This window comes from Ancylobacter novellus DSM 506 (assembly GCF_000092925.1).
Lineage (GTDB): Bacteria > Pseudomonadota > Alphaproteobacteria > Rhizobiales > Xanthobacteraceae > Ancylobacter > Ancylobacter novellus.
This window is the reverse complement of sequence record NC_014217.1, coordinates 122,641-143,104: the sequence shown is the minus strand read 5'-3', so window position 1 is coordinate 143,104 and position 20,464 is coordinate 122,641. Positions and strand designations below refer to the sequence as shown.

21 protein-coding genes and 1 tRNA gene are annotated in these 20,464 nt (G+C 69.7%); 14 read left to right on the top strand and 8 right to left on the bottom strand.

Annotated elements, in window-relative coordinates:
• Positions 1-22: 22 nt before the first annotated feature.
• Together SNOV_RS00755 and SNOV_RS00750 are read right to left on the bottom strand one after the other, a co-directional pair.
• A complete protein-coding gene (locus SNOV_RS00755; protein WP_013164988.1) occupies positions 23-1,240 on the bottom strand; it encodes an alpha/beta hydrolase in 1,218 nt (405 codons plus the stop codon).
• A 94-nt stretch (positions 1,241-1,334) separates the two neighbouring features.
• The gene (locus tag SNOV_RS00750) at positions 1,335-2,375 is read right to left on the bottom strand and encodes an AI-2E family transporter (protein ID WP_013164987.1); all 1,041 of its coding nucleotides are present in this window, start codon (positions 2,373-2,375) and stop codon (positions 1,335-1,337) included.
• Between the two features lie 579 nt (positions 2,376-2,954).
• Here SNOV_RS00750 and SNOV_RS00740 point away from each other — a divergent pair.
• On the top strand, positions 2,955-3,641 hold the full coding sequence (locus SNOV_RS00740; RefSeq protein WP_013164986.1) for a CBS domain-containing protein: 687 nt from the start codon (positions 2,955-2,957) through the stop codon (positions 3,639-3,641).
• A gap of 266 nt (positions 3,642-3,907) precedes the next feature.
• A complete protein-coding gene (locus SNOV_RS00735; RefSeq protein WP_013164985.1) occupies positions 3,908-4,582 on the top strand; it encodes an SH3 domain-containing protein in 675 nt (224 codons plus the stop codon).
• Between the two features lie 61 nt (positions 4,583-4,643).
• Here the strand turns inward: SNOV_RS00735 and SNOV_RS22460 are convergent, their stop codons facing one another.
• The 3 genes from SNOV_RS22460 to SNOV_RS00720 form a co-directional block, all read right to left on the bottom strand.
• Positions 4,644-5,228, bottom strand: a complete 585-nt coding sequence (locus tag SNOV_RS22460; protein WP_013164984.1) for a hypothetical protein — start codon at positions 5,226-5,228, stop codon at positions 4,644-4,646.
• 83 nt (positions 5,229-5,311) lie between these two features.
• The gene (locus SNOV_RS00725) at positions 5,312-6,637 is read right to left on the bottom strand and encodes an ATP-binding protein (RefSeq protein ID WP_013164983.1); all 1,326 of its coding nucleotides are present in this window, start codon (positions 6,635-6,637) and stop codon (positions 5,312-5,314) included.
• Positions 6,638-6,648: 11 nt separating this feature from the next.
• Entirely contained in the window at positions 6,649-7,368 is a 720-nt protein-coding gene (locus tag SNOV_RS00720; RefSeq protein ID WP_013164982.1) for a response regulator, read from the bottom strand.
• Between the two features lie 260 nt (positions 7,369-7,628).
• Here SNOV_RS00720 and SNOV_RS00715 point away from each other — a divergent pair, with 260 nt between their 5' ends.
• The 4 genes from SNOV_RS00715 to SNOV_RS00700 are packed head-to-tail and all read left to right on the top strand — an operon-like array spanning position 7,629 to position 11,004.
• Positions 7,629-7,901 carry a hypothetical protein gene (locus SNOV_RS00715; protein WP_013164981.1) on the top strand — a complete coding sequence of 91 codons (273 nt, stop codon included), beginning with the start codon at positions 7,629-7,631 and terminating at the stop codon, positions 7,899-7,901.
• Positions 7,902-7,955: 54 nt separating this feature from the next.
• Complete coding sequence (locus SNOV_RS00710; protein WP_013164980.1) at positions 7,956-9,158, top strand: efflux RND transporter periplasmic adaptor subunit; 1,203 nt, start codon at positions 7,956-7,958, stop codon at positions 9,156-9,158.
• Positions 9,155-10,318, top strand: a complete 1,164-nt coding sequence (locus SNOV_RS00705) for an ABC transporter permease (protein WP_013164979.1) — start codon at positions 9,155-9,157, stop codon at positions 10,316-10,318. Before SNOV_RS00710 ends, SNOV_RS00705 begins: the two co-directional genes overlap by 4 nt.
• Positions 10,315-11,004, top strand: coding sequence for an ABC transporter ATP-binding protein (locus SNOV_RS00700; RefSeq protein ID WP_013164978.1), 690 nt, complete (start codon positions 10,315-10,317; stop codon positions 11,002-11,004). The genes SNOV_RS00705 and SNOV_RS00700 overlap by 4 nt, the downstream gene beginning before the upstream one ends.
• Before the next feature lie 17 nt (positions 11,005-11,021).
• On the opposite strand, the gene betC is transcribed toward SNOV_RS00700, so the two are convergent.
• Together betC and choX are read right to left on the bottom strand one after the other, a co-directional pair.
• Positions 11,022-12,536, bottom strand: a complete 1,515-nt coding sequence (gene betC, locus SNOV_RS00695; RefSeq protein ID WP_013164977.1) for a choline-sulfatase — start codon at positions 12,534-12,536, stop codon at positions 11,022-11,024.
• A 69-nt stretch (positions 12,537-12,605) separates the two neighbouring features.
• Complete coding sequence (gene choX / locus SNOV_RS00690) at positions 12,606-13,547, bottom strand: choline ABC transporter substrate-binding protein (protein ID WP_013164976.1); 942 nt, start codon at positions 13,545-13,547, stop codon at positions 12,606-12,608.
• 149 nt (positions 13,548-13,696) lie between these two features.
• Between choX and SNOV_RS00685 the strand changes: the two genes are divergently transcribed.
• Positions 13,697-14,590 (top strand): choline sulfate utilization transcriptional regulator, encoded by an 894-nt coding sequence (locus tag SNOV_RS00685; RefSeq protein ID WP_013164975.1) that lies wholly within the window; start codon positions 13,697-13,699, stop codon positions 14,588-14,590.
• Positions 14,591-14,638: 48 nt separating this feature from the next.
• Here the strand turns inward: SNOV_RS00685 and SNOV_RS00680 are convergent.
• Positions 14,639-14,713, bottom strand: a tRNA-Thr gene (locus SNOV_RS00680).
• A gap of 218 nt (positions 14,714-14,931) precedes the next feature.
• On the opposite strand from SNOV_RS00680, the gene SNOV_RS00675 reads away from it, so the two are divergent.
• The 7 genes from SNOV_RS00675 to SNOV_RS00645 all read left to right on the top strand — a co-directional run bounded on the left by SNOV_RS00675 (position 14,932) and on the right by SNOV_RS00645 (position 20,459).
• On the top strand, positions 14,932-15,150 hold the full coding sequence (locus tag SNOV_RS00675; protein ID WP_013164974.1) for a hypothetical protein: 219 nt from the start codon (positions 14,932-14,934) through the stop codon (positions 15,148-15,150).
• 207 nt (positions 15,151-15,357) lie between these two features.
• A complete protein-coding gene (murA, locus tag SNOV_RS00670) occupies positions 15,358-16,647 on the top strand; it encodes a UDP-N-acetylglucosamine 1-carboxyvinyltransferase (RefSeq protein WP_013164973.1) in 1,290 nt (429 codons plus the stop codon).
• A 146-nt stretch (positions 16,648-16,793) separates the two neighbouring features.
• Positions 16,794-17,300, top strand: a complete 507-nt coding sequence (locus tag SNOV_RS00665; protein WP_013164972.1) for a DUF2948 family protein — start codon at positions 16,794-16,796, stop codon at positions 17,298-17,300.
• Between the two features lie 113 nt (positions 17,301-17,413).
• Positions 17,414-18,706, top strand: a complete 1,293-nt coding sequence (gene hisD, locus SNOV_RS00660; RefSeq protein WP_013164971.1) for a histidinol dehydrogenase — start codon at positions 17,414-17,416, stop codon at positions 18,704-18,706.
• Positions 18,707-18,715: 9 nt separating this feature from the next.
• A complete protein-coding gene (locus SNOV_RS00655) occupies positions 18,716-19,225 on the top strand; it encodes a UPF0262 family protein (RefSeq protein WP_013164970.1) in 510 nt (169 codons plus the stop codon).
• A gap of 83 nt (positions 19,226-19,308) precedes the next feature.
• Positions 19,309-19,719 (top strand): arsenate-mycothiol transferase ArsC, encoded by a 411-nt coding sequence (locus tag SNOV_RS00650; protein ID WP_244412932.1) that lies wholly within the window; start codon positions 19,309-19,311, stop codon positions 19,717-19,719.
• A 116-nt stretch (positions 19,720-19,835) separates the two neighbouring features.
• Entirely contained in the window at positions 19,836-20,459 is a 624-nt protein-coding gene (locus tag SNOV_RS00645) for a Maf-like protein (RefSeq protein ID WP_013164968.1), read from the top strand.
• Positions 20,460-20,464: the final 5 nt, after the last annotated feature.

Here is a 20,464-nt window from a genome sequence, read left to right as displayed (position 1 = left end):
TTCACGTCTGATCCCGGCGCCCTCAGTCCGCGCCGGGGTCCTCGACGGTCCCGCTCATGGTGCGGCCGAAGCTTTCCATCTGCCCCTGATAGGTGCGCCGCGTCGCCGGATCGACCACCGCGATCGGCGCGCTGATGGCGAGGCCCGCGGCACTGCCCACCGTCTGGCCGACGCCCATGGCGCCGGCAGCGATGCGGTCACCGATGCTCACCTCCGAATCCGTCACCGTCTGGCCGTTGACCAGCCGCGTGCCGATCAGCTGCACCACCTCCGGCGAGGAGGCGAAGCGGTCATGGTTGAGCGCGTCGCCGCCGCGCATCTTGGTGAGGTCGATCACCACGATGCCGGACTTCTCCAGCTCGGCGTAATATTTCTGGGTGTCGATGAGGCCGAGCCGGTCGACGCCGCCGGCGATGCGGCGCGAGACCTGCAGCGCGCGGTCGTCCTGCGAGACGAAGAGCGTGAAGCGCGCCTTGGGTCCGTTCAACGCCCGCCATTGCGAGGCGAAGACATCGACGTCGACATCCGGCGAGGCGAGGATGACGTTGCTGATCTTGGCCGGCAGCTTGCCGCGGCGGATCGCCATCTGCCGCAGCCCCTCCATCGCCAGCCACGCGCCCATGGAATGGGCCATGACGGTGACGTCCTCGACGCGCGGGTCGCTCGCCACCTGCCAGACCGCCTCCTCGAAGGCGTCGCGCGAGAAGATCGTGCTCTCACGGTCGAACAGATAGTCGAAGACGCGGGCGCGCGAGGGCCAGGTGAACAGCACCGGCGCCACTTCCGAGCGTGAATCGTGGACGATCTGCGCGAAGCGGTAGACCGAATCCTCGAAGCGGTTGTTGTAGCCGTGGACGAAGATCAGCACGCGCCGGCTCGGCGGCAGGTGCGAGTCGAGCCAGCCTTTGGCCGCCTTGACGCTGGGAAGCGGCTGGACGTTGAGCGTGGCGAAGTCCGTCTCGGGATTGGGCGGCAGGCTACGCGGCCACTGCACCTGACCGACCTCGCGCCGGCTGTCCGGCGGGATCGAGACGGTGAAGGCGCTCAGCGAAACGCCCTGACCGCGCTCGCCGGTGTAGCGGATGCCCGCATCGGGCGACGGCGCGCGGGTGGTGGCGACGAGGAGGTCGACCTTCGTCGCCTCCGGCACGGCCGCCTCGACCGGCGTGAGCACGCCTACCGGCCGCCCGGCGCAGCCGGCGGTCAGGAGCGAGGCCAACAGGAGTACGACCAGACGCATTCACCCTCCGCCCGGCAAAGTCGCTGACGGCAAGGCAGCAATAGCGCGCCGCCGACGCTCTGGCCAGACTCGAACCTCCTCGAACCTCCCGCGCTCAGGACACTCCGGCAGGCACGGGCGGCTTCTCCTCGCGGCCGGAGAGAAGCTGCGCGATCCAGCGCGTCTCCTCGCGCTCCTCGCAGAAGGTGAGCGCGGCGATCACCAGCGGCACGCCGATGAAGGCGCCGGCGATGCCCCACATGAAGGCCCAGAAGAACACCGACAGCAGCACCAGGAAGGGCGACATGGCGAGCGCCCTCCCCGCCACACGGGGCTCGATATAGCTGCCGCTGAAGAACTGGATGACGTTCATGGCGACGAACACCAGCACCGCCGCCTCCCAGGAGCCGAACTGCGCCAGCGCGAAGAAGGTCGGCAACAGCGTCGCCACCAGCGGGCCGATGAAGGGGATATAGTTGAGCGCGAAGGCCATGACACCGAAGGCGAGCGCGAGGTCGAGGCCGAGCGCAGCGGTGACCGCCCAGACGAACAGGCCGGTGAGCACGCTCATCACCGTGCGCACCATCATGTAGGTGCGGAACTTCGCCGCCGTCGCCGCGCTGGCCCGCACCAGCCGTCCGCCCGCCTCGCCGGCCGCAAGCAGCTTGTCGCGCACTATGTCGGCTTCGAGCAGGCCCAGCATCACATAGATCATCGTCACCACGGCAAAGCCGAGCATGCCGTTCACCCGGCCGGCCAGCCCCTGGAAGGTACCGATCAGCCAGCTGGCGCTGAAGGTGTCGGCCAGCGTGCCGGCGGAATAGAGCCCATGCCCTTCCAGCCACGCCGCGGTCTCGGCGTAGAGCGCCTGGAACCGCCCGGCATTGGTGACGAGCCAGCGCCCGGTCTGGCTCAGCCCCCACACCGTCGCGTAGCCGACGACGAAGACGGCGAGGATGGTCACCGCGAGCGTGATCGCCATGGCGGCGAGCCCCGGCAGGCGTCGTTGGAGCCGGTCCTGCAGCGGCCAGACCAGCGCCATGACGAACAGCGCGAAGGCGACCGGCGCAATCACCGGCCGGGCGAGAAAGATCGCCCCGCCGGCGAGAACCACCGTGCAGATGCCGAGTAGGATGCGGTTGGTACGCGCGCTCATGGGAACCCTTACGCTTTCGCCCGAACATAGCCGGATTAGCGAAAGGCGCAGTACCGATAAGCCGACCTACCCACAGCTTGGCGACGCGGTCACGTTTGGGCTGCTGCGCGACCGCGCCGCCGGATCAGAGCGGGCTGATGACGCCGGTGGCGATGAGATACGCGGCCAGCGCGCCGGCGGCGATGAGGGCGAGAGCCAGGATCACCTCGACCGGGGTGAACACGCGCTTGGCCTGCCGGCGCCGGCCGCCACGTTCTGCGGCAGGCTGAACACGCCCGCCCCGACCATCGAGCCGATGACGAGGGCGGTGAGCAGACCGCGGCGGAGCCTTCCGGACCGGGTCGTGCTGGTCGTCGTAGCCGGCTGCTGATATCGGCTGCCACTGTCGACGGAAGTCATGATATCCTCCCCCTGCACGGGCTCCCCGGGGCAGGACATTGCGGCAGCACGCCGTGCTCCGCCTTGTGCTGGATCAGGCCGGATGGCGGCCGTGGCGCGGAAGCGCGGTTGATCCGCGTCAATTCCCGAGGGCATCGCCCATGACAAGCTTCCCGAAAATCGACTTCCAGGGAGGAAACCATGAAGGCACGTGACGTAATGACCTCGCCGGTGATCACGGCGAAGGCGACCGATCTCGTGGTGCAGATCGCCAAGACCCTGCTCGAGCGGCGCATCAGCGGCATGCCGATCGTCGACGACAAGGGCAAGATGGTCGGCATCATCAGCGAAGGCGACCTTATCCGCCGCGCGGAAGCCGGCACCGAGCGCCGCCGTTCCTGGTGGCTGCAGGCCTTCGTCGACGACGGCACGCTGGCGGCCGAATATGTGAAGGCGCACGGCCGCACGGCCGCCGACGTGATGCACCGGGATCCGGTGACTGCCGGGCCGGACACGCCGCTGCACGAGATCGCCGCGCTGATGGAATCTCACGGCGTCAAGCGCATCCCGATCGTCGAGAAGGGCCATCTGGTCGGCATCGTCAGCCGCTCCAATCTCATCCAGGCGGTCGCGGGCACCAAAATGGGACTGGAGATCCCGCTGTCCGACAGCGCCATACGCGAGAAGGTGATGGAGCGCCTGAACCAGCAGCCCTGGGCGAATACGTGGCGGCTCAACGTCACCGTCGATGACGGCGTGGTGAATCTGTGGGGCATCGCCAACGCCGATACCGAGCGGCAGGCGCTGCGTGTCGTCGCCGAGACCACACCGGGGGTGCGGGCGGTCAATGACCACCTCATGAAGGAGCCGATGGGCAGCTGGGCCTGATCCGGCCGGCTCTCTCTTCGCCGCCTTCAGATCGAGAGTTCATAAGCCCGGCGCGGTCCATTGGCCGCTGCCGGGCGTCCTGCTTTCTACCCCTTCGGAAAGTCACCTTCAGCGTGGCGTTGAAAGCATTCCGGGTCGTGCCCTCGTTCTGCGCCCGCCGTCACAAATTGAAACATGGTCGAGACATCCGGGCGATGCCGGACGCCTAGCAAGGTTGGCGGACACACAGACGCCGCCTTCCGGGCGGCCTGCATCGGGGTTCCGCCATGCTCAGGAAGATGATCTTCGCCGCCGCGCTGACGCTCGCCGCCGCACCGGCGGCCAGCGCCGCCACCACGGCCGTCGCCGTCACCAACGTCAATCTGCGCGCCGGCCCGTCGACCGTCTATCCCGCGGTTACCGTCGTGCCGACGGGCGCCGCTATCACCACGTTCGGCTGCGTCTCCGGCTATAGCTGGTGCGACATCGGCTTCGGGCCGTATCGCGGCTGGGTGGCGGCAAGCTACATCCAGGTCGTCTATCGCGGCGCGCCGGTGGTGCTCACCGCGCCGCTGGCGCCGACGATCGGCATCACCGTCGTGTCGTTCAACCGGGCCTATTGGGACCGCTACTATGTCGCCTATCCCTGGTACGGCCGCTGGGCGGCCTATCCGTCCTATGCCGCGCCACGCGTGACCTCGGCCAATCGTTCGGTCACCTGTGCGGGCAGCGCCTGCGTCGGCGTCCGCGGCGCCACCGGGGTTTACGGCGGCTCGACCGCCCAGACCCGCGTCTGCACCGGCGGGGCCTGCACCTCCACCCGGATCACGGAAGGCCCCAATGCCGGCATGGCGGCACGCACGCGCAACTGCGCCGCCGGACAGGGCTGCACGACCAATCGCGCGGTCATCGGCCCCGGCGGTGGCGTGCACACCGGCTCGCGCAGCTTCCAGCGCTGGTGAGCCGGCCCGTTCCAGCAAAAAGGCCGGGAGCCCGCGCTCCCGGCCTTTTCCTTTCTAGCCGTCAGAGCGGGACGCCGGAACCCTCGCCGCGCCGCCACTGCACGAAGCGGACGATCCGCTCGACCAGCTTCTCCTGCATCTGCTTGGCCATGCTCATCTGCTCGGGCGTCAGCACCGTCTTGAGCTTGGAGACGGCGTCCTGCAGCGCACGGGCCTTCTCCGCCCGCTCGATGGCAGCGCCGGCAATGTCCTGCGCGAGGTCGAAGGCCTGTGCCTCGGCGCGCTTCTTCTCGTCCGTCCAGCGCCCGAGCCGCTCGCCCGAGGGCAGAAGGGCGATCAGTGCCGTGGTGTAGCCGCGCCAGGCGTCCATCTGGTCAGTCCGGATGCCGAGCGCCGTCTCCTGCGCGGAGAGCAGCATGCCGGCGATGAGCCGCGCGGCGGCGGGATCGATGGCCGGCCCCGGCCCGGCGGCGAAGGGCGGCACCTCGCATGCCCAGGGCCCAGCCGCCCCGGCGGGAGCCGCGAGCGGTCCGGCCAGGTCCTGCGCGATCCCGAGTGTCGGCACGGCGCCGGCCGCGACGAGGGCGAGGACGACGGCTCCGCCGGCGATCCGCGTGGACAGGGTGGAAGGGAATATCTTTCTCATGGCTTTGATCCTTTGCCGTTGAGGAGGCGGCAAAGGTGGGCGGCCAAGGTGTCGCCGCTCGAACCGCGGCATGTCGATTTGTATCAGGCCGGCGGCTCGGTCCGCGGCAGCATCACCCGGACGGCAAGCCCGCCACGGCGGCTGGTACCGAGCTCGATGCTGCCGCCGTGCCGCTCGACCAGCCGGCGGACGATGGTCAGACCTAGGCCGGTTCCGCCGCTGTCGCGGTTGCGCGAGGCTTCCAACCGATGGAACGGCTCGAAGACCCGCTCGCGCTCCTCGGCCGGGATGCCGGGGCCTTCGTCCTCTATGACCAGGACGACACGCGCGCCGCCCGTCTTGATGCCGGCGAAGGCGCGCTCGCCATAGCGCAAGGCGTTGCCGACGAGGTTGGCGACGACGCGCCCGAGGGCCTTGTCGCCCATGGCGACATGTACCGGGCCATCCGGCACGTCGAGGACGATGCGCGCATCGTTCTGCTCGGCCGCGTAGCGGCGCAGCGCGGTGGCGAGATCGGCGCGGACCGGCTCCGTCGGGACGAAGGAATCCTGCGCGAAGTCGAGCGTGTCCGCGACCAGCGCCTGCATGGCCTCGACATCGGCGATGGCGCCGGCCCGGTGGCGGCTCTCCGGCATCATCTCGACGCGCAGGCGCAGGCGGGTGAGATAGGTGCGCAGGTCGTGCGAGATGGCGCCGAGCGTCAGCGTGCGGTTGCGCACCAGGGCGGCGATGCGCTTCTGCATGGCGTTCACCGCGCGGATCAGCTTGCGCAACTCCGGCGCGCCGCGCTCGGGTATCGCCACGGGATCGATGCCCTCGCCCACCCGGTCGACCTCGCGGGCGAGGCGGGTGATCGGCCGCATCTCGCGCGCGACCGCCACCAGCGCGGCAAGGGCGACGATGACGCCGAACAGGCCGGCGAAGAAGCCGATGGGCACGCCGAGCAGCCGGACGGTGACGCGGTCCTCGACGTCGAGCCAGAGATAGCCGCCGTCGGCGAGCTCGACATAGACGCTCAGCGTGTCGCCGCGCCCGCTCTCGCTGCGCCCCTCGAGCCGCGCCCAGACCTGCCGCCCCTCCGCGCCGCGCAGCGCCAATGCGGCACGGATCGACCGCTCGATCCGGATCAGCCCGTTGGTGCGGGTGAAATCGTCGGGAAGAGCGGGGACGATCGTGGCGGTGCGGCCATTCTCGCTGAAGGCTTCGAGCAAAGCGGGCCGAAGGTCGGCGGGCACCTTGTCGACCAGCAGGACCAGCGACGCGACCTGCCGCGACAGGGAGGGCGAACCCTCGCCGAGCGTCCGGCGGCCTTCGCCGGCCCCGAAATAAAAGAACAGCGCCAGCAGCTGGATGGCGAAAAGCGCCACCGCGACGATGAGGATGATGCGGGCGAGCAGGCCGAGGCGCATGCCGACCTACCTCAGGCCTCGCGCACGTCGGCCGAGAACAGGTAGCCGACATTGCGCACGGTGGTGATCGGCTGTTCGGCCTCGCCGATGCAGCGGGACAGCTTGCCCCGCAGCCGCGAGACGGTGACGTCGATGGTGCGGTCGAACGGGTCGCCGCCAGCGCGCCCGCGGGTCCAGTCGAGCAGTTGGTCGCGCGAGAGCACGCGGCCGGGCCGCTCGAGGAAGCAGGTCAGCAGGTCGAACTCGGCGGTGGTGAGATTCACGCGCTGCCCACCATCGTCCACCACCGTGCGCGCATCGAGGTCGGCGACCAGCCCCGCGAAACGCCGGCGCCGCCGCTCCGGCACGCCCGCGGACAAGGGACCGGAGGCGCGGCGCAGCAGGGCGCGGATGCGCGCGAGCAGTTCGCGCGGGTTGAACGGCTTGCCGAGATAGTCGTCGGCGCCGATCTCCAGTCCGACGATACGGTCGATGTCGTCATGCTTGGCGGTGAGCATGAGGATCGGCACACGGCTTTTCGTCCTGAGCCGCCGGCAGATCGACAGCCCGTCCTCGCCGGGCAGCATGATGTCGAGGATGACGAGGTCGGGCATGCCGCGCATCAGCGCCCGGTCCATCAAGGCGCCGCTTCCGACCGCCTCGACGTCGTAGCCCTCGCCGCCAAGGAAATCGACGAGCAGGCTGCGAATGTCGCGGTCGTCCTCGACCAGAAGCACTCTTGCGGCTGTCATGGCGTTGGCATGACAGCCGCGGCGAACCCGCGCAAGCCGTACCGCCGGCAGCGATACAAACTGCAACAAAAAGCCCCTGCGCCGAGACACGGCCGCAAAACGCCGCGGCGATCTTCCGCTCCCGTCGCCGAGCACACCACACCCGTTCCCGGCGGCACGGCAGGCGTGAGCCTGCCCGCCATGGAGCCCGTCGCGGTCGGCCGCCTCCCAGCCGGGCGGGCTCCATGGTCCTGCCCCACTCCCCCAAAGGAGCCGTCATCATGGATCGTGCCTTCTTCCTCCGTGCCGGCCTCGTGCTGGCCTTCGCCACCCTGCTCGGCGCCGCCTTCGCCAGAGCCGCCTCCGCACAGAACATGTCGCGTGCACAGGCGCAGGCCGTCCGGTCCGCCTGCGAGGCGGACATCCGCGCCACCTGTCCCGGCGTGCAGCCGGGCGGCGGGCGCCTCCTCCAGTGCATCAAGGCCAATCCCGACGGGATCTCCCAGCCCTGCAAGGACGCGCTCGTCGCCGCCAGGGCCGCGCCGGCCCAGTAACCGGCCCCGCCCAGTAACCGGCCCCCGGCCGCCCTTCCCCCGGATGTCCTCGTCATGAACGTCCAGCCCGGCCTCGACCAGTTCCTGTCGCTCGAGGCGCCGCTCCCGCGCCCGCGTCGCCGCCGCGGGCTTCGGCTCGCTGCCCTCGCGGCGGCGGTCCTGGCGATCGGGTTCGTCGGCGTGCGCTACTTCTATCCGCATGCGGTGGAGGGCGAGGTTCTCCGGCCGGGCATGCTGGACGTCGAGCTTCAGGGACCGGGGACGCTGTCGGCCTTGACCGAGGCCAGCGTCGGCAGCCGCATCCAGGCGCGCATCGAGGAGCTCGCCGTCGATCGCAACGACGTGGTCGCCAAGGGCGAGACGCTCGCCCGCCTCGCCTTCGACGACCTCAGCGGCGAGTTCGACGCTGCCGAGGCGAGCGCCCATGCCGCCGAGCGCACGGTGAGCGTCGCGCAGGCCGAACGCGACCGCGCCGTCGCGACGCTGGAGAAGGCGCGCGCGACGCATGAAAGGCAGGTCGCGCTGCTCGCCAAGGGCGTCGCCAGCGAGGCCGGGCTGGAAGACGCGCTCGCCACCCGCCGCCAGGCCGAGGCGGACCTCGCGCGCGCCGGCCGCGCCGTCGAGCAGGCCGAGGCCGAGCGCGACGCCGCGACGGCGCGCATCGCCGTCGCCCGCGCCCAGCTCGACGACAGCGTGCTGCGTGCGCCGATCTCCGGCGTGGTGGTGTCGCGCACGCACCATGTCGGCGAGGTGCTGACGCCGGGCAGCGAGGTGCTGCACCTCGTCGATCCCGCCAGCCTCGTGCTCACCGCGCGGCTGGACGAGAGCGTCATATCCGCCGTCCTGCCGGGACAGGCGGCGCGCGTCACCTTCACTCGCGCCGAGGACCCGATTTCCGGCCATGTCCTCAGGCTCAGGCGCGAGGTCGACGAGGAGACGCGGGAATTCGAGATCGACATTACGCTCGATACGCTTCCCGCCAACTGGGCGCTCGGCCAGCGCGCCATGGCGCGTATCATGATCGAGCGGCGCGGCCCGGTGCTGACCGTGCCGACGTCGTTCCTCGTCTGGTGCGACGGGCGCCCCGGCGTATGGGTCGCGACCCGTGCTCGCGCGCGGTGGCGTGAGGTGACGCTGGGCGAGGCGGGTGCGAAGCGCGTCGAAATCCGGCGCGGCCTCGACGCCGGCCAGAAGATCCTCAAACCCGGCGACCTCTACCCGTTTATGCGCGTGCGCCTTGCCGGTCCCGCCACATGAACCTGGCGCTGAAGGACACGCTGCACGCCCCGACCCGCTTCGCGCTCACTGCGCTCGGCGTCGCCTTCCTCGTCATGGCGGTGATCGGCATGACCGGCCTCTATCGCGGCATCGTCGAGGATGCGCTGCTGATCCTCGACCGGATCGATGCCGACCTCTGGGTCGTGCAGGGCGAGCGCGCCGGGCCCTTCGCCGAAGGCTCGGCGGTGGCGTCCGACATGGACCGGCGCGTGGAGGGCGTGCCGGGCGTCGCGGATGTGCGGCGCTTCACCCAGTTCAGCCAGCAGTTCAGCTTCGCCGGCGCCTCGCGCCGCGCCACCGTGACCGGCGTCGACGTGCCACGCGACGACGGACGCTGGCTGCCGCTCGCCGAGGGACGCTGGCTCGGCGGCAGCCGCTACGACGCGGTGGCGGACGCCAGCACCGGCCTCAAGGTCGGCGACCGGATACAGCTGGCGCGCGACGTCTACACGGTCGTCGGGCTCACGCGGCAGATGGTGGACTCGGCCGGCGACGGGCTGCTTTTCGTCGGCATCAACGACGCGGCCGTCATCGCGCGTCGCCGCACCTCGGAAGAGGTCCATCTGGCCCGCGCCGCGGGGAGCGGCGGCGGCGCCGTCAGCGCCGATGCGAGCTCGGTGGCGCAGGAGAGCAAGATTTCCGCGGTCCTGGTCCGGCTCGATCCCGCCGCCGACGCCGCGCGCGTGATCGCCACCATGCAGCGCTGGGGCGACGTGCGGGTCATGACCATGGGCGAGCAGCGCGACCTGATGCTCAATGCCCGGCTCTGGAAGCTGCGCCTGCAGATCCTGACCTTCACCGGGATGATCCTCGTCATCACCGCCATCGTGGTGTCGCTCATCGTCTACACCATGACCATCGAGAAACTGCACGAGATCGCGCTGCTCAAGCTGATGGGCGCCCGCGAAAGCGTCGTGGTCGGCCTCATCGGCCAGCAGGCCGCGCTCATCGGCATCGCCGGCTACGTCCTGGCCATCGGCCTGTCCGGGCTGATCTTCCCGCTCTTTCCGCGCCGCGTGGTGATGCTGCCGGCCGACCTCGCGCAGGTCGCCCTCGCTCTCACCCTCGTCTGCGCCGCCGCGGCGTGGGTCGGCATCGCCCGCGCCTCACGGGTCGGGGCGCGGGAGGTGCTGTCGTGAGCGGCGCGCCCGTGCTCTCGGTGCGCGAGCTCTCGCGCCATTACGCCACTGGCGGGGGAATGGTGCGGGCGCTCGACGGCGTGTCGCTGGACGTCGCCGCCGGCGAGTTGGTCGGCGTCTTCGGGCCCAGCGGCTCGGGCAAGAGCACCTTCCTCATGCTGGCCGGACTTCTGGAAAACCCGACTTCCGGCGAGGTCTGGCTGGCGGGCGAGCGGGTCTCCCATGCCGGCGCCGACCTCGACGCGCTGCGCGAGACGCGGCGCAAGCGCATCGGCTTCGTGTTCCAGAAGGCCAATCTGATCCCGTTCCTGTCGGCGGTGGAAAATGTCGCGCTGAGCCTCGAACTCGCCGATGTGGCCCCTGCCGATGCCCGCGCCCATGGGAGGCGGCTGCTCGCCACGCTCGACCTCGCGCACCGCGCCGACAACCTGCCGGCGAAGCTGTCGGGCGGCGAGCAGCAGCGCGTCGCAGTGGCGCGGGCGCTCGCCAACGCCCCGCCGCTCATCCTCGCCGACGAGCCCACGGCGGCGCTCGACAGCGTGCGGGGCCGTCAGGTGATGGAGATCTTCCGCCGCATCGCCGGCACGCGGGGGGCCGCCGTGCTGGTGATCACGCATGATCCGCGCTCGACCGACCTGTTCGACCGCATCGTCCATTTCGAGGACGGACGGATGGTCCCGGACTGACCGTCCGCCAAGTGCCGTCACTCGCCGCGCGGGTAGCGCTGCGACTCTTCGAGGATGTTCAGGTCCATGTGGTTGCGCATGTAGCGCTCGGATGCCTTCTGCAGCGGCTGGAAGTCCCACGGGTAATAGGCGCCGTTGCGTAGCGCCTCATAGACGACGTGCCGGCGCGCCTGACTCGAACGTACCTCGGCATCGAAGCGGGCGAGGTCCCAGCGCGAACGCATGGCTGTTGTCATTCGGGCCATGATATCGGCGCAGGCTGGGTCCTGCGCCCGGTTGGCGAGCTCGTGCGGATCCTCGTCGAGATTGGTCAGCATAGGCGGGTCGAGCTCGCAGAGGCTGAGCTTCCACGGCCCGTCGCGCAGCGCCACCAGCGGCGCGTAGGAGCCCTCCGCCGCATATTCCATCGGCACCGCAGAGCGAGATCCGTCGCCTCGCGCGAGCGGCACAAGACTCTCGCCGTCGGTCCAGGGCATGATGCCGGAGAGATCGAGCGCCGCGAGGTGGGCAAGCGTCGGCAGCACGTCGAGCGTCGACACCGGCCGGTCGATCTGCCCCGCCGGCAGGCCGGGCGCGGCGACCATCAGCGGCACGCGCGCCGAGCCCTCCAGAAAGTTCATCTTGAACCACAGCCCGCGCTCGCCGAGCATGTCGCCATGGTCGGAGACGAAGACGATGACCGTGTCGTCCGCCATCCGGCAGCGCTCGACGATGTCGATCAGCTCGCCGATCTTCTCGTCGATATAGGAGATGTTGGCGAAATAGGCCCGGCGCGAGCGCCGCACATCCTCGTCGGTGACGTGGCTGGCCGCATGGTCGCTCGCCAGCATCAGCCGCTGGGAATGCGGGTCCTGCGCCTCGAACGGGATGGGCGCGACGACCGGGTCGAGCGCCGGGCAGTCCTCGTACAGGTCCCAGAAGCGCTTGCGCGCGACATAGGGGTCGTGCGGGTGGGTGAAGCTAACCGTCAGGCACCAGGGCCGCTCGTCATGCCCGCGGGCGAGGTCGTAGAGCTTGCGGCCGGCGTGGTAGGCGACCTCGTCGTCATATTCGAGCTGGTTGGTGATCTCCGCCACGCCGGCGCCGGTGACCGAGCCGAGATTGTGGTACCACCAGTCGATGCGTTCGCCGGGCTTGGTGTAGTCCGGCGTCCAGCCGAAATCGGCCGGGTAGATGTCGGTGGTCAGGCGCTCCTCGAAGCCGTGGAGCTGGTCCGGCCCGACGAAATGCATCTTGCCGGACAGCGCCGTGTGATAGCCGGCGCGCCGCAGATGATGCGCGTAGGTCGGGATATCCGAGGTGAACTCCGCCGCATTGTCATAGACGCGGGTGCGGCTCGGCAGCTGGCCGGACATGAAGGAGGCCCGTGCCGGCGCGCAGAGCGGGCTCGCCGTGTAGGCGTTGGCGAAGCGGGCCGAGCGCGCGGCCAGCGCCTTCAGGTGCGGTGCGTGGAGGAAGTCGGCGGGGCCGTCCGGGAACAGCGTCCCGTTCAGCTGGTCGACCATGAGGACGAGGATGTTGGGACGCATCATTACCGTTTCCACCACGCAAAAGGTGGACGGGCGCGCCGTGGCGCCCGTCCATAGTGCCAGGAGGCTTGGTCAAAGCCCGAGCGAGGCCTTCACCGCCGGCAGGCCGGGCTTGCCGTCGAAGGTGGTAACGCCGGCAAGCCAAGGTTCGAGCGCGGCGGGATGCGCCTTGAGCCACGCCTTGGCGGCGGCGGCCGGCTCCAGCCCCTCGTCCAGGATCTTGCCCATCATGGCGTTCTCCAGAGGCAGGTCGAACTTCAGGTTCTTGAAGAAGGTCGCCGCATTGGGGCACTGCGCGGCCCAACCGACGCGCGCAAGAGTGCGCACATCGGCACCGCCGAAATTCGGGCCGAAATAGGCGTCGCCGCCGGAGAGATAGGTGATGTCGAAGGTCTCGTTCATCGGGTGCGGCGCCCAGGCGAGGAACACGATCCAGCCCTTGCCGTTGCCCGAGCGCTTGACCTGCGCCAGCATCGCCTGCTCGCCGGATTCCACCACCTTCCAGCCCTTCAGGCCGAAGTCGTTGGCGTCGATCATTTTCTGGATGTTGGCATTGGCCGGCGCACCCGGCTCGATGCCGTAGATCTGGCTGCCGAACTTGTCGGCATTGGCGACGAGGTCCTTGAAGTCCTTCACGCCCGCCTCGGCGACATAGTTCGGCACGGCGAGGGTGAACTTGGCACCGGTCAGGTTGGTGGCGAGCACCTCGACCGCCTTGGCTTCGTTCAGCGCATCCATGAACTTCCGCTGCGCCGGCATCCAATTACCGAGGAAGACATCGAGATTGCCGTTCTTCATCGATTCGTAGCCGATCGGCACCGAGAGCGTCTTGACGTCCTGCGTGTAGCCGAGCCCGCTTAAGAGCACGCCGGCGATGGCATTGGTGGAGGTGATGTCCGTCCAGCCGGGATCGGACATGCGGATCGTCTTGCAGGCGGGCGCGTCAGCCGCGACTGCGGCACCGGCGGAGAGGAATAAAGAGAGGGCGCAAGCGGCCCTTACGAAGCGATTCATGGTCGAACCTCTGGAAAGGGTGAGAGCCGAAACACCGCAAGAGGGCTGCCCTTTGGGTCTGTGGCCGCCTTGCCCCGACGTTCATCAAACCGTTAAATGGTAGCCGCTGTGAAGCTCCGTCTTTTCAATGGCAGCCCTAATGGCTCTTTATGGCTGAGCGCCTTCTCGACCTTGGCTGGGTGCGGATCTTCGAGGCCGTCGGTCGCCTCGGCAGCCTGACCGCGGCCGCCCATGAGCTCGGCCTCTCCCAGCCGGCGGTCAGCTACACCGTGCGCAATCTCGAACGGCAGCTCGGCACCCCGCTGCTCGAACGTGGGCATCGCGGCAGCACGCTCTCGCCCGCCGGCGAGCGGCTGCACCGCGCCGCCAGCGCGGCGGTGGCCGAGCTCGACGCCGGCGCCCGCGCCATAAGGCGCATGAGCCGGCGACCAGTGGTGCGCCTCTTCACCGATTACGGCTTCGCCTCGTTCTGGATGATGCCGCGCGTGGCGCAGTTCCGGCTGGTGCATCCGGACACGGAAGTCCACATCATCGCCTCGGCCGCCGCCGATCCCGGCACGGACGAGGCCGAGGACGTCGCCGTGCTGTTCGGCACGCAATCGGATTTCGGCGCGGGCGCCACGCAGCTCTTCGAGGAGTGCGTCTATCCGGTCTGCAGCCCGCACTTCGCTGCGCGGCACGGGCTGACCGACGATCCGCGCGCCATCGTCGGCCTGCCGCTCTTGCATCTCGACAGCACGCCGCATCCGCGCTGGTTCGTCTGGAGCGACTGGTTCGCCGCCATGCATGTGGCGCGCGAGCCCGGCCCGGGCGACCTCAGCCTGAACACCTACGGCCTCGTGGTGCAGGCGGCGATCGCCGACCAGGGCGTCGCGCTCGGCTGGGCGGGTCTCATCGACGGCGCCATCGCCGACGGCACGCTGGTCGCCGCCGGCCCGGCGCTCTCGCGCGCCGAAAGCGGCTATTGGATGAGGCCCGGCCGCGAACCGTCCGCCCCGGCGCTGGACCTCATCGAGTGGATCATAGGGGACGTGCGCCGCTAAGCGCGTGGCGCCGCGCGAGCCGGTAGAGGCGATGTCGGGGAAACTGGATGGTGCTGCGAGAGAGGATTGAACTCTCGACCTCTCCCTTACCAAGGGAGTGCTCTACCACTGAGCTACCGCAGCGCCGACGGGCCGGCGGGCAGGGCCGCCGAAGCGCGGGGACCTTTGCCACAGCGCGCCGGCCGGCGCAAGCACCGGGCATGCAATTCACGGCGCCGCGGTGGAAACCCCTCTGGAGGCGGCCGCCTCTTCCCCCGGCGCGCGGCCTTTATTAGGACTGCGCACGAAGACATGCGCGCCGACAGCCTCGGCTTCTTGGCGCGCGCGGGCGGGAGACAAGGATGAGCAGCGCGGACGACGCCGCGCGCGCCGAGCGGCTGGCGGCGGCGCTGCGCGAGAACCTCAAGCGGCGCAAGGCGCAGATGCGCGGCCGCCAGGCGGAGAGCATGGAGCCCGCCAGGCCGAACGAGGCGCCCGTGCCGGACGCCGGATCGGCGAACAAGGACGCGCCGGACGCCGCTCCGCAGGCCTCCGCGCCAAAGCCCAACCGTAGCGGCTGAGGCGGCCTCTCGTTGTCGCGCTGCGTAACACGCGCTAGACCTTTAGGGGGATAAGGGCGGCGGCGCCACGAATCGGCCCCATCGTCCCGTCATGCCGCCTCAGGGGAGGCAGCGGGCGCGACTTTTATCGTCCTTGCGCCCGAACAGGCCGCGCGCCATCTGCCGCGAAGCTCGACGGCCTTGGCTGGGAAGGGAGTGTTGAACCTCATGGACCGCATCCGCATCGTCGGTGGCAATCCGCTCACCGGGTCGATCCCGATTTCCGGCGCCAAGAACGCCGCCCTGCCGCTGATGATCGCGGGCCTGCTCACCGACGAGAAGCTGGTGCTGCACAATGTGCCCCGCCTCGCCGACGTGTCGCAGCTGCAGCGCATCCTCGGCAATCACGGCATCGACATCACGGTGAACGGCAAGCGGCGCGGCGACGACCCCTATAGCGGCCAGACGATGGAGATCGACGCGCGGGTGATCGTCGACACCACCGCGCCCTATGAGCTGGTCTCGAAGATGCGCGCCAGCTTCTGGGTCATCGGCCCGCTGGTGGCGCGCATGGGCGAGGCCAAGGTCTCGCTGCCCGGCGGCTGCGCCATCGGCACGCGCCCGGTCGACTTCCATCTCGACGCGCTGCGCGCGCTCGGGGCCGAGATCGAGATCGATGCGGGCTACGTGCTCGCACGCGCCCCGAAGGGGCTGAAGGGCGCGCATATCCTGTTCCCGAAGGTTTCGGTCGGCGCCACCCACACGGCGATGATGGCGGCGAGCCTCGCGGAAGGCGAGACGATCCTCGAGAACGCCGCGCGCGAGCCGGAGATCGTCGACGTCGCCGATTGCATCAACGCTATGGGCGGGCGCATCGAGGGACAGGGCACCTCGACCATCCGCATCACCGGCGTCCCGCGGCTCAAGGGCGCGCACCACTCGGTGCTGCCGGACCGTATCGAGACCGGCACCTACGCCATGGCGGTGGCAATGACCGGTGGCGACGTGATGCTCTCCGGCGCGCGCGCCGACCTGCTCGATTCCGCGCTCGACACGCTGCGCGAGTGCGGCGCCGAGGTGACGGTGTCGAACGAGGGGCTGCGGGTGAAGCGCAACGGCGCCGGCATATCGCCGGTCGAGGTGACCACTGCGCCCTTCCCCGGCTTCCCGACCGACCTGCAGGCGCAGCTGATGGCGCTGACCACGCGGGCGCGCGGCACCTCGAAGATCACCGAGACCATCTTCGAGAACCGCTTCATGCATGTGCAGGAGCTCGCCCGGCTCGGCGCCCGCATCCATCTCGACGGCGAGATCGCCACCATCGAAGGCGTCGAGAAGCTCAAGGGCGCGCCGGTGATGGCGACGGATCTGCGCGCCTCGGTGTCGCTAGTGATCGGCGCGCTCGCCGCCGAAGGCGAGAGCATGATCCACCGCGTCTACCATCTCGACCGCGGTTTCGAGCGGCTGGAGGAGAAGCTCTCCGCCTGCGGCGCCGAGATCGAGCGGCTGGCCGGCTGAGCGGCGATCGAGACGAGAAAGAACCGCGGGGCGCACGGGCGTCCCGCGATACTGATTTCGACAAGGTCTCCTAAGTTCTTTTCCGCCCCTTGCCGTCCGCCTGTCGCAGCGCCATCTGGGCGGCAGATGACTGCGGAGTGACGAAAATGGCCGGTCTCAAGCTGATTGCGCTCGACGCAGAGGACCTCGCGGTCCTCTCGGTGCATCTGCAGGATGCGGTGGTCTCGGTGGGCGAGATGACCTTCCTGCCGAAGGAGCACCGCTTCGTGCTGCTCGCCAACCGCTTCGATTGGGAGAAGGCGATCCAGGCGGAGGCGATGGCGGATATCGACACGTTCCCCGCCGGGCCGGGCCTTGCTTTCGCGGCAGCCCCGGTGGCAGCCGCTACGCCTTGCGTGCGACGGCGCTCGGGGCTCCGCTTCGAGCGGGTGCTGAACGCGCGGGTGCGCGGCATCGACCTCACGAAGAAGCAGGGCGTCCTGAACCTGCTGGCGTTGAAGTTCGACGAGATCGACGCGCCGTCCGGCACCGTCACCTTCCTGTTCTCCGGCGGCGGCGAAGTGCAGCTCGACGTCGAATGCATGGAAGCGGGCCTCGAGGATCTCGGTCCCGCCTGGGACGCCAAGGGCACGCCCTGCCACGACGTGGAGTGAGCGGCGCGGCGGCGCCGATCCGGTGCCCTCTTGTGCAAAGCGTGCCCGGTTGCGATAGGACGGTCTGATGGCGTCGCACGCTGCGCGCCGTTCCCGTGCCCGCAGGACCCGACATGCCGCTCCGCCTCGATACCGCCTCGCCCGAATTCAAAGCGCGCTTCACGGCCTTCCTCGGCACCAAGCGCGAGGTGTCGCAGGACGTGGCGCAGGCGGTGGCGCGGATCATCGACGACGTGCGTGCGCGTGGCGATGATGCGCTGATCGACTTCTCCCGGCAGTTCGACCGCGTCGACCTCGGCGCGCTCGGCATCCGCGTCACCGACACGGAGATCGACGCCGCCGAGAAGGCGGCCGATCCGGCGGCGCGCGAGGCGCTAGCCTTCGCGCATGAGCGCATCCGTTCCCATCACCAGCGCCAGCTCCCGGAGAGCGGTCGCTATGTCGACGCCGCCGGCGTCGAGCTCGGCCATCGCTGGACCGCGGTCGACGCGGTCGGGCTTTATGTGCCGGGCGGCACGGCGGCCTATCCTTCCTCTGTGCTGATGAACGCCGTGCCGGCCAAGGTCGCCGGCGTGAAGCGCGTCGTCATGGTGGTGCCGGCGCCGGATGGGCAGATCAATCCGCTGGTGCTGGCGGCGGCGAAGCTCGCCGGGGTCGACGAGGTCTACCGCGTCGGCGGGGCGCAGGCGGTGGCGGCGCTCGCCTATGGGACGCAGACGATCGCGCCTGTCGCCAAGATCGTCGGGCCGGGCAACGCTTATGTCGCGGCGGCCAAGCGCCATGTCTTCGGCACGGTCGGCATCGACATGGTCGCCGGCCCCTCCGAGGTGCTGGTGATCGCCGACGGCGCGCAGAACCCGGACTGGATCGCCGCCGATCTCCTGGCGCAGGCCGAGCACGACACCGCCGCCCAGTCGATTCTGATGACTGACGATGCCGCGCTCGCTGACGCTGTGGTCTACGCGGTGGAGCGTCAGCTGACGATGCTGCCACGCCGCGACATCGCCGCGGCGAGCTGGGCCGAGTTCGGCGCGGTGATCAAGCTCAAGAGCCTCGACGAGGCGCCGGCGCTCGCCGACCGCATCGCGCCCGAGCACCTCGAGATCATGGCGGCCGACGCCGAGGCGCTGGCGGAACGCATCCACCATGCTGGGGCGATCTTCCTCGGCGCCCACACGCCGGAAGCCATCGGCGACTATGTCGGCGGCTCCAACCATGTGCTGCCGACCGCCCGCTCGGCCCGCTTCTCCTCGGGGCTGAGCGTGCTCGATTTCATGAAGCGGACCTCGATCCTGAAATGCGGGCCGGAGCAGCTTCGCGCGCTGGGGCCAGCGGCGATCGCGCTCGGCGAGGCGGAAGGCCTGAGCGCACATGCCCGCTCGGTCGCCATCCGGCTCAACCTCTGACGGCGCGCAATGGCGGAGGGCCAGGATCCTGACAAGGACCCGCACGCCGCTTCGCGCCGCCTCTGCGCGGTGACGCTGGATGGCGCCTCCATCGGCCGCTCCAACATCGACGTCGAGCACGAGCGGGCCGTCGCCATCTACGACCTGATCGAGGAGAACACCTTCGCCCCGCTCGGCGACGCGGCTCCCGGCCCCTATTGCCTCGCCATCTCGCTGGCCGAAGGGCGCCTCGTCCTCGATGTCACCCGCAAGGACGGCGCGCCGGTCGTGCAGCACCTTCTTTCGCTGAGCCCGCTGCGGCGCGTGGTGCGCGATTATTTCCTCGTCTGCGAGAGCTATTATTCGGCGATCCGCACGGCGAGCCCGTCGCAGATCGAGGCCATCGATATGGGCCGGCGCGGCCTGCACAATGAAGGCTCCGAACTGCTGCGCGAGCGGCTGAAGGACAAGATCGCCCTCGATTTCGGCACGGCGCGGCGGCTGTTCACGCTGGTCTGCGCGCTGCACTGGAAGGGCTGAGCGTGGCCACCTCCGCCCAGTCGTCGCTGCTCGTCGGGCCGGCGGTGCCCGGACGCAAGGAGCGTCCGCAATCGGTGCTGTTCATGTGCGGGCAGAACAGCGTGCGCTCGCCCATGGCGGCGGTGCTGGCGAAGCACCTGTTCGGCCGGTCGCTCTATGTCGGTTCGGCCGGGGTGGCGAAGGGCGAGCCCGATCCTTTCGTCACCGCCGCCATCGACGAGGTGGGGCTCGACCTGCATCGCCACCGGCCGCAGACGCTGGAGGAGCTGGAGGAGAATGAAGGGCTCGCCTTCGACCTCGTCATCACCCTCTCGCCCGACGCTCATCACCGGGCGCTGGAGCTCACCCGCACCAACGCCATCGACGTCGAGTACTGGCCGACGCCGGACCCGACGCTGGTCGCCGGCAATCGCGAGCAGCAGCTCGACGCCTATCGCGCCGTGCGCGACGAATTGGAGGCGCGCATCCGCGCCCGCTTCCAGCGCCATGTTTGAATCGGGCGGTCTCATGGGGCTTGGGTGAGAAGTTCGTTCAGTTTTTGCGGAACATGCTCTAGCTTGCCGGCCGATTGGACCGCCGGGCCGTCGTCCGGCGGAAGAGGAGTTGTTGCGTGAGCGCCCGCCCCACATTGGTGCTGGCCTCGGGTTCGCCGCGCCGGCTGGCGCTGCTCGCCCAGGCCGGAATCGAACCCGACGCCCTGCTGCCGGCCGATATCGACGAGGCGCCCGAGCGCGGCGAGCTGCCGCGCCGCCTCGCTTTGCGCCTCGCCCAGCAGAAGCTCGCCGCCGCCGATGCCCGCCGCAAGGCTGGCAATGAGCACGAAGGGGCCTATCTCTTGGCGGCGGACACGGTGGTGGCGGTTGGCCGGCGCATCCTGCCCAAGCCCGACCTCTCCGAGGAAGCGGCGGACTGCCTGCGGCTGCTCTCGGGCCGCGCGCACCGGGTCTATACCGGCCTCGCGCTGATGACGCCGAAGGGCGGCGTGCGCACGCGCCTCGTCGAGACGCGGGTGCGCTTCAAGCGGCTGTCGCGCGAGGAGATGGACGGGTACGTCGCCTCGCGCGAATGGCTCGGCAAGGCCGGCGGCTATGCCATCCAGGGCCTCGCCGGCGTGTTCGTGGTCAAGCTGGTCGGCTCCTACACCAATGTGGTCGGCCTGCCGCTGGCCGAGACCGTGGCGCTGCTCGCCGGCGAGCGCTTCCCGGTCTACCAGCGCTGGGGCAACCCGGAGTGAACCCG

What these genes read in the sequence shown, in the direction of transcription:
- SNOV_RS22460 (WP_013164984.1), bottom strand. Translation starts at nt 5,228, where the DNA reads ATGAGAAAGATATTCCCTTCCACCCTGTCCACGCGGATCGCCGGCGGA.
- SNOV_RS00710 (WP_013164980.1), top strand. Translation starts at nt 7,956, where the DNA reads ATGAACGTCCAGCCCGGCCTCGACCAGTTCCTGTCGCTCGAGGCGCCG.
- SNOV_RS00665 (WP_013164972.1), top strand. Translation starts at nt 16,794, where the DNA reads ATGGCCGGTCTCAAGCTGATTGCGCTCGACGCAGAGGACCTCGCGGTC.
- SNOV_RS00755 (WP_013164988.1), bottom strand. Translation starts at nt 1,240, where the DNA reads ATGCGTCTGGTCGTACTCCTGTTGGCCTCGCTCCTGACCGCCGGCTGC.
- SNOV_RS00685 (WP_013164975.1), top strand. Translation starts at nt 13,697, where the DNA reads ATGGCTGAGCGCCTTCTCGACCTTGGCTGGGTGCGGATCTTCGAGGCC.
- betC (WP_013164977.1), bottom strand. Translation starts at nt 12,536, where the DNA reads ATGATGCGTCCCAACATCCTCGTCCTCATGGTCGACCAGCTGAACGGG.
- SNOV_RS00675 (WP_013164974.1), top strand. Translation starts at nt 14,932, where the DNA reads ATGAGCAGCGCGGACGACGCCGCGCGCGCCGAGCGGCTGGCGGCGGCG.
- SNOV_RS00725 (WP_013164983.1), bottom strand. Translation starts at nt 6,637, where the DNA reads ATGCGCCTCGGCCTGCTCGCCCGCATCATCCTCATCGTCGCGGTGGCG.
- SNOV_RS00715 (WP_013164981.1), top strand. Translation starts at nt 7,629, where the DNA reads ATGGATCGTGCCTTCTTCCTCCGTGCCGGCCTCGTGCTGGCCTTCGCC.
- SNOV_RS00740 (WP_013164986.1), top strand. Translation starts at nt 2,955, where the DNA reads ATGAAGGCACGTGACGTAATGACCTCGCCGGTGATCACGGCGAAGGCG.
- SNOV_RS00750 (WP_013164987.1), bottom strand. Translation starts at nt 2,375, where the DNA reads ATGAGCGCGCGTACCAACCGCATCCTACTCGGCATCTGCACGGTGGTT.
- SNOV_RS00705 (WP_013164979.1), top strand. Translation starts at nt 9,155, where the DNA reads ATGAACCTGGCGCTGAAGGACACGCTGCACGCCCCGACCCGCTTCGCG.
- SNOV_RS00650 (WP_244412932.1), top strand. Translation starts at nt 19,309, where the DNA reads ATGTGCGGGCAGAACAGCGTGCGCTCGCCCATGGCGGCGGTGCTGGCG.
- murA (WP_013164973.1), top strand. Translation starts at nt 15,358, where the DNA reads ATGGACCGCATCCGCATCGTCGGTGGCAATCCGCTCACCGGGTCGATC.
- choX (WP_013164976.1), bottom strand. Translation starts at nt 13,547, where the DNA reads ATGAATCGCTTCGTAAGGGCCGCTTGCGCCCTCTCTTTATTCCTCTCC.
- SNOV_RS00720 (WP_013164982.1), bottom strand. Translation starts at nt 7,368, where the DNA reads ATGACAGCCGCAAGAGTGCTTCTGGTCGAGGACGACCGCGACATTCGC.
- hisD (WP_013164971.1), top strand. Translation starts at nt 17,414, where the DNA reads ATGCCGCTCCGCCTCGATACCGCCTCGCCCGAATTCAAAGCGCGCTTC.
- SNOV_RS00735 (WP_013164985.1), top strand. Translation starts at nt 3,908, where the DNA reads ATGCTCAGGAAGATGATCTTCGCCGCCGCGCTGACGCTCGCCGCCGCA.
- SNOV_RS00655 (WP_013164970.1), top strand. Translation starts at nt 18,716, where the DNA reads ATGGCGGAGGGCCAGGATCCTGACAAGGACCCGCACGCCGCTTCGCGC.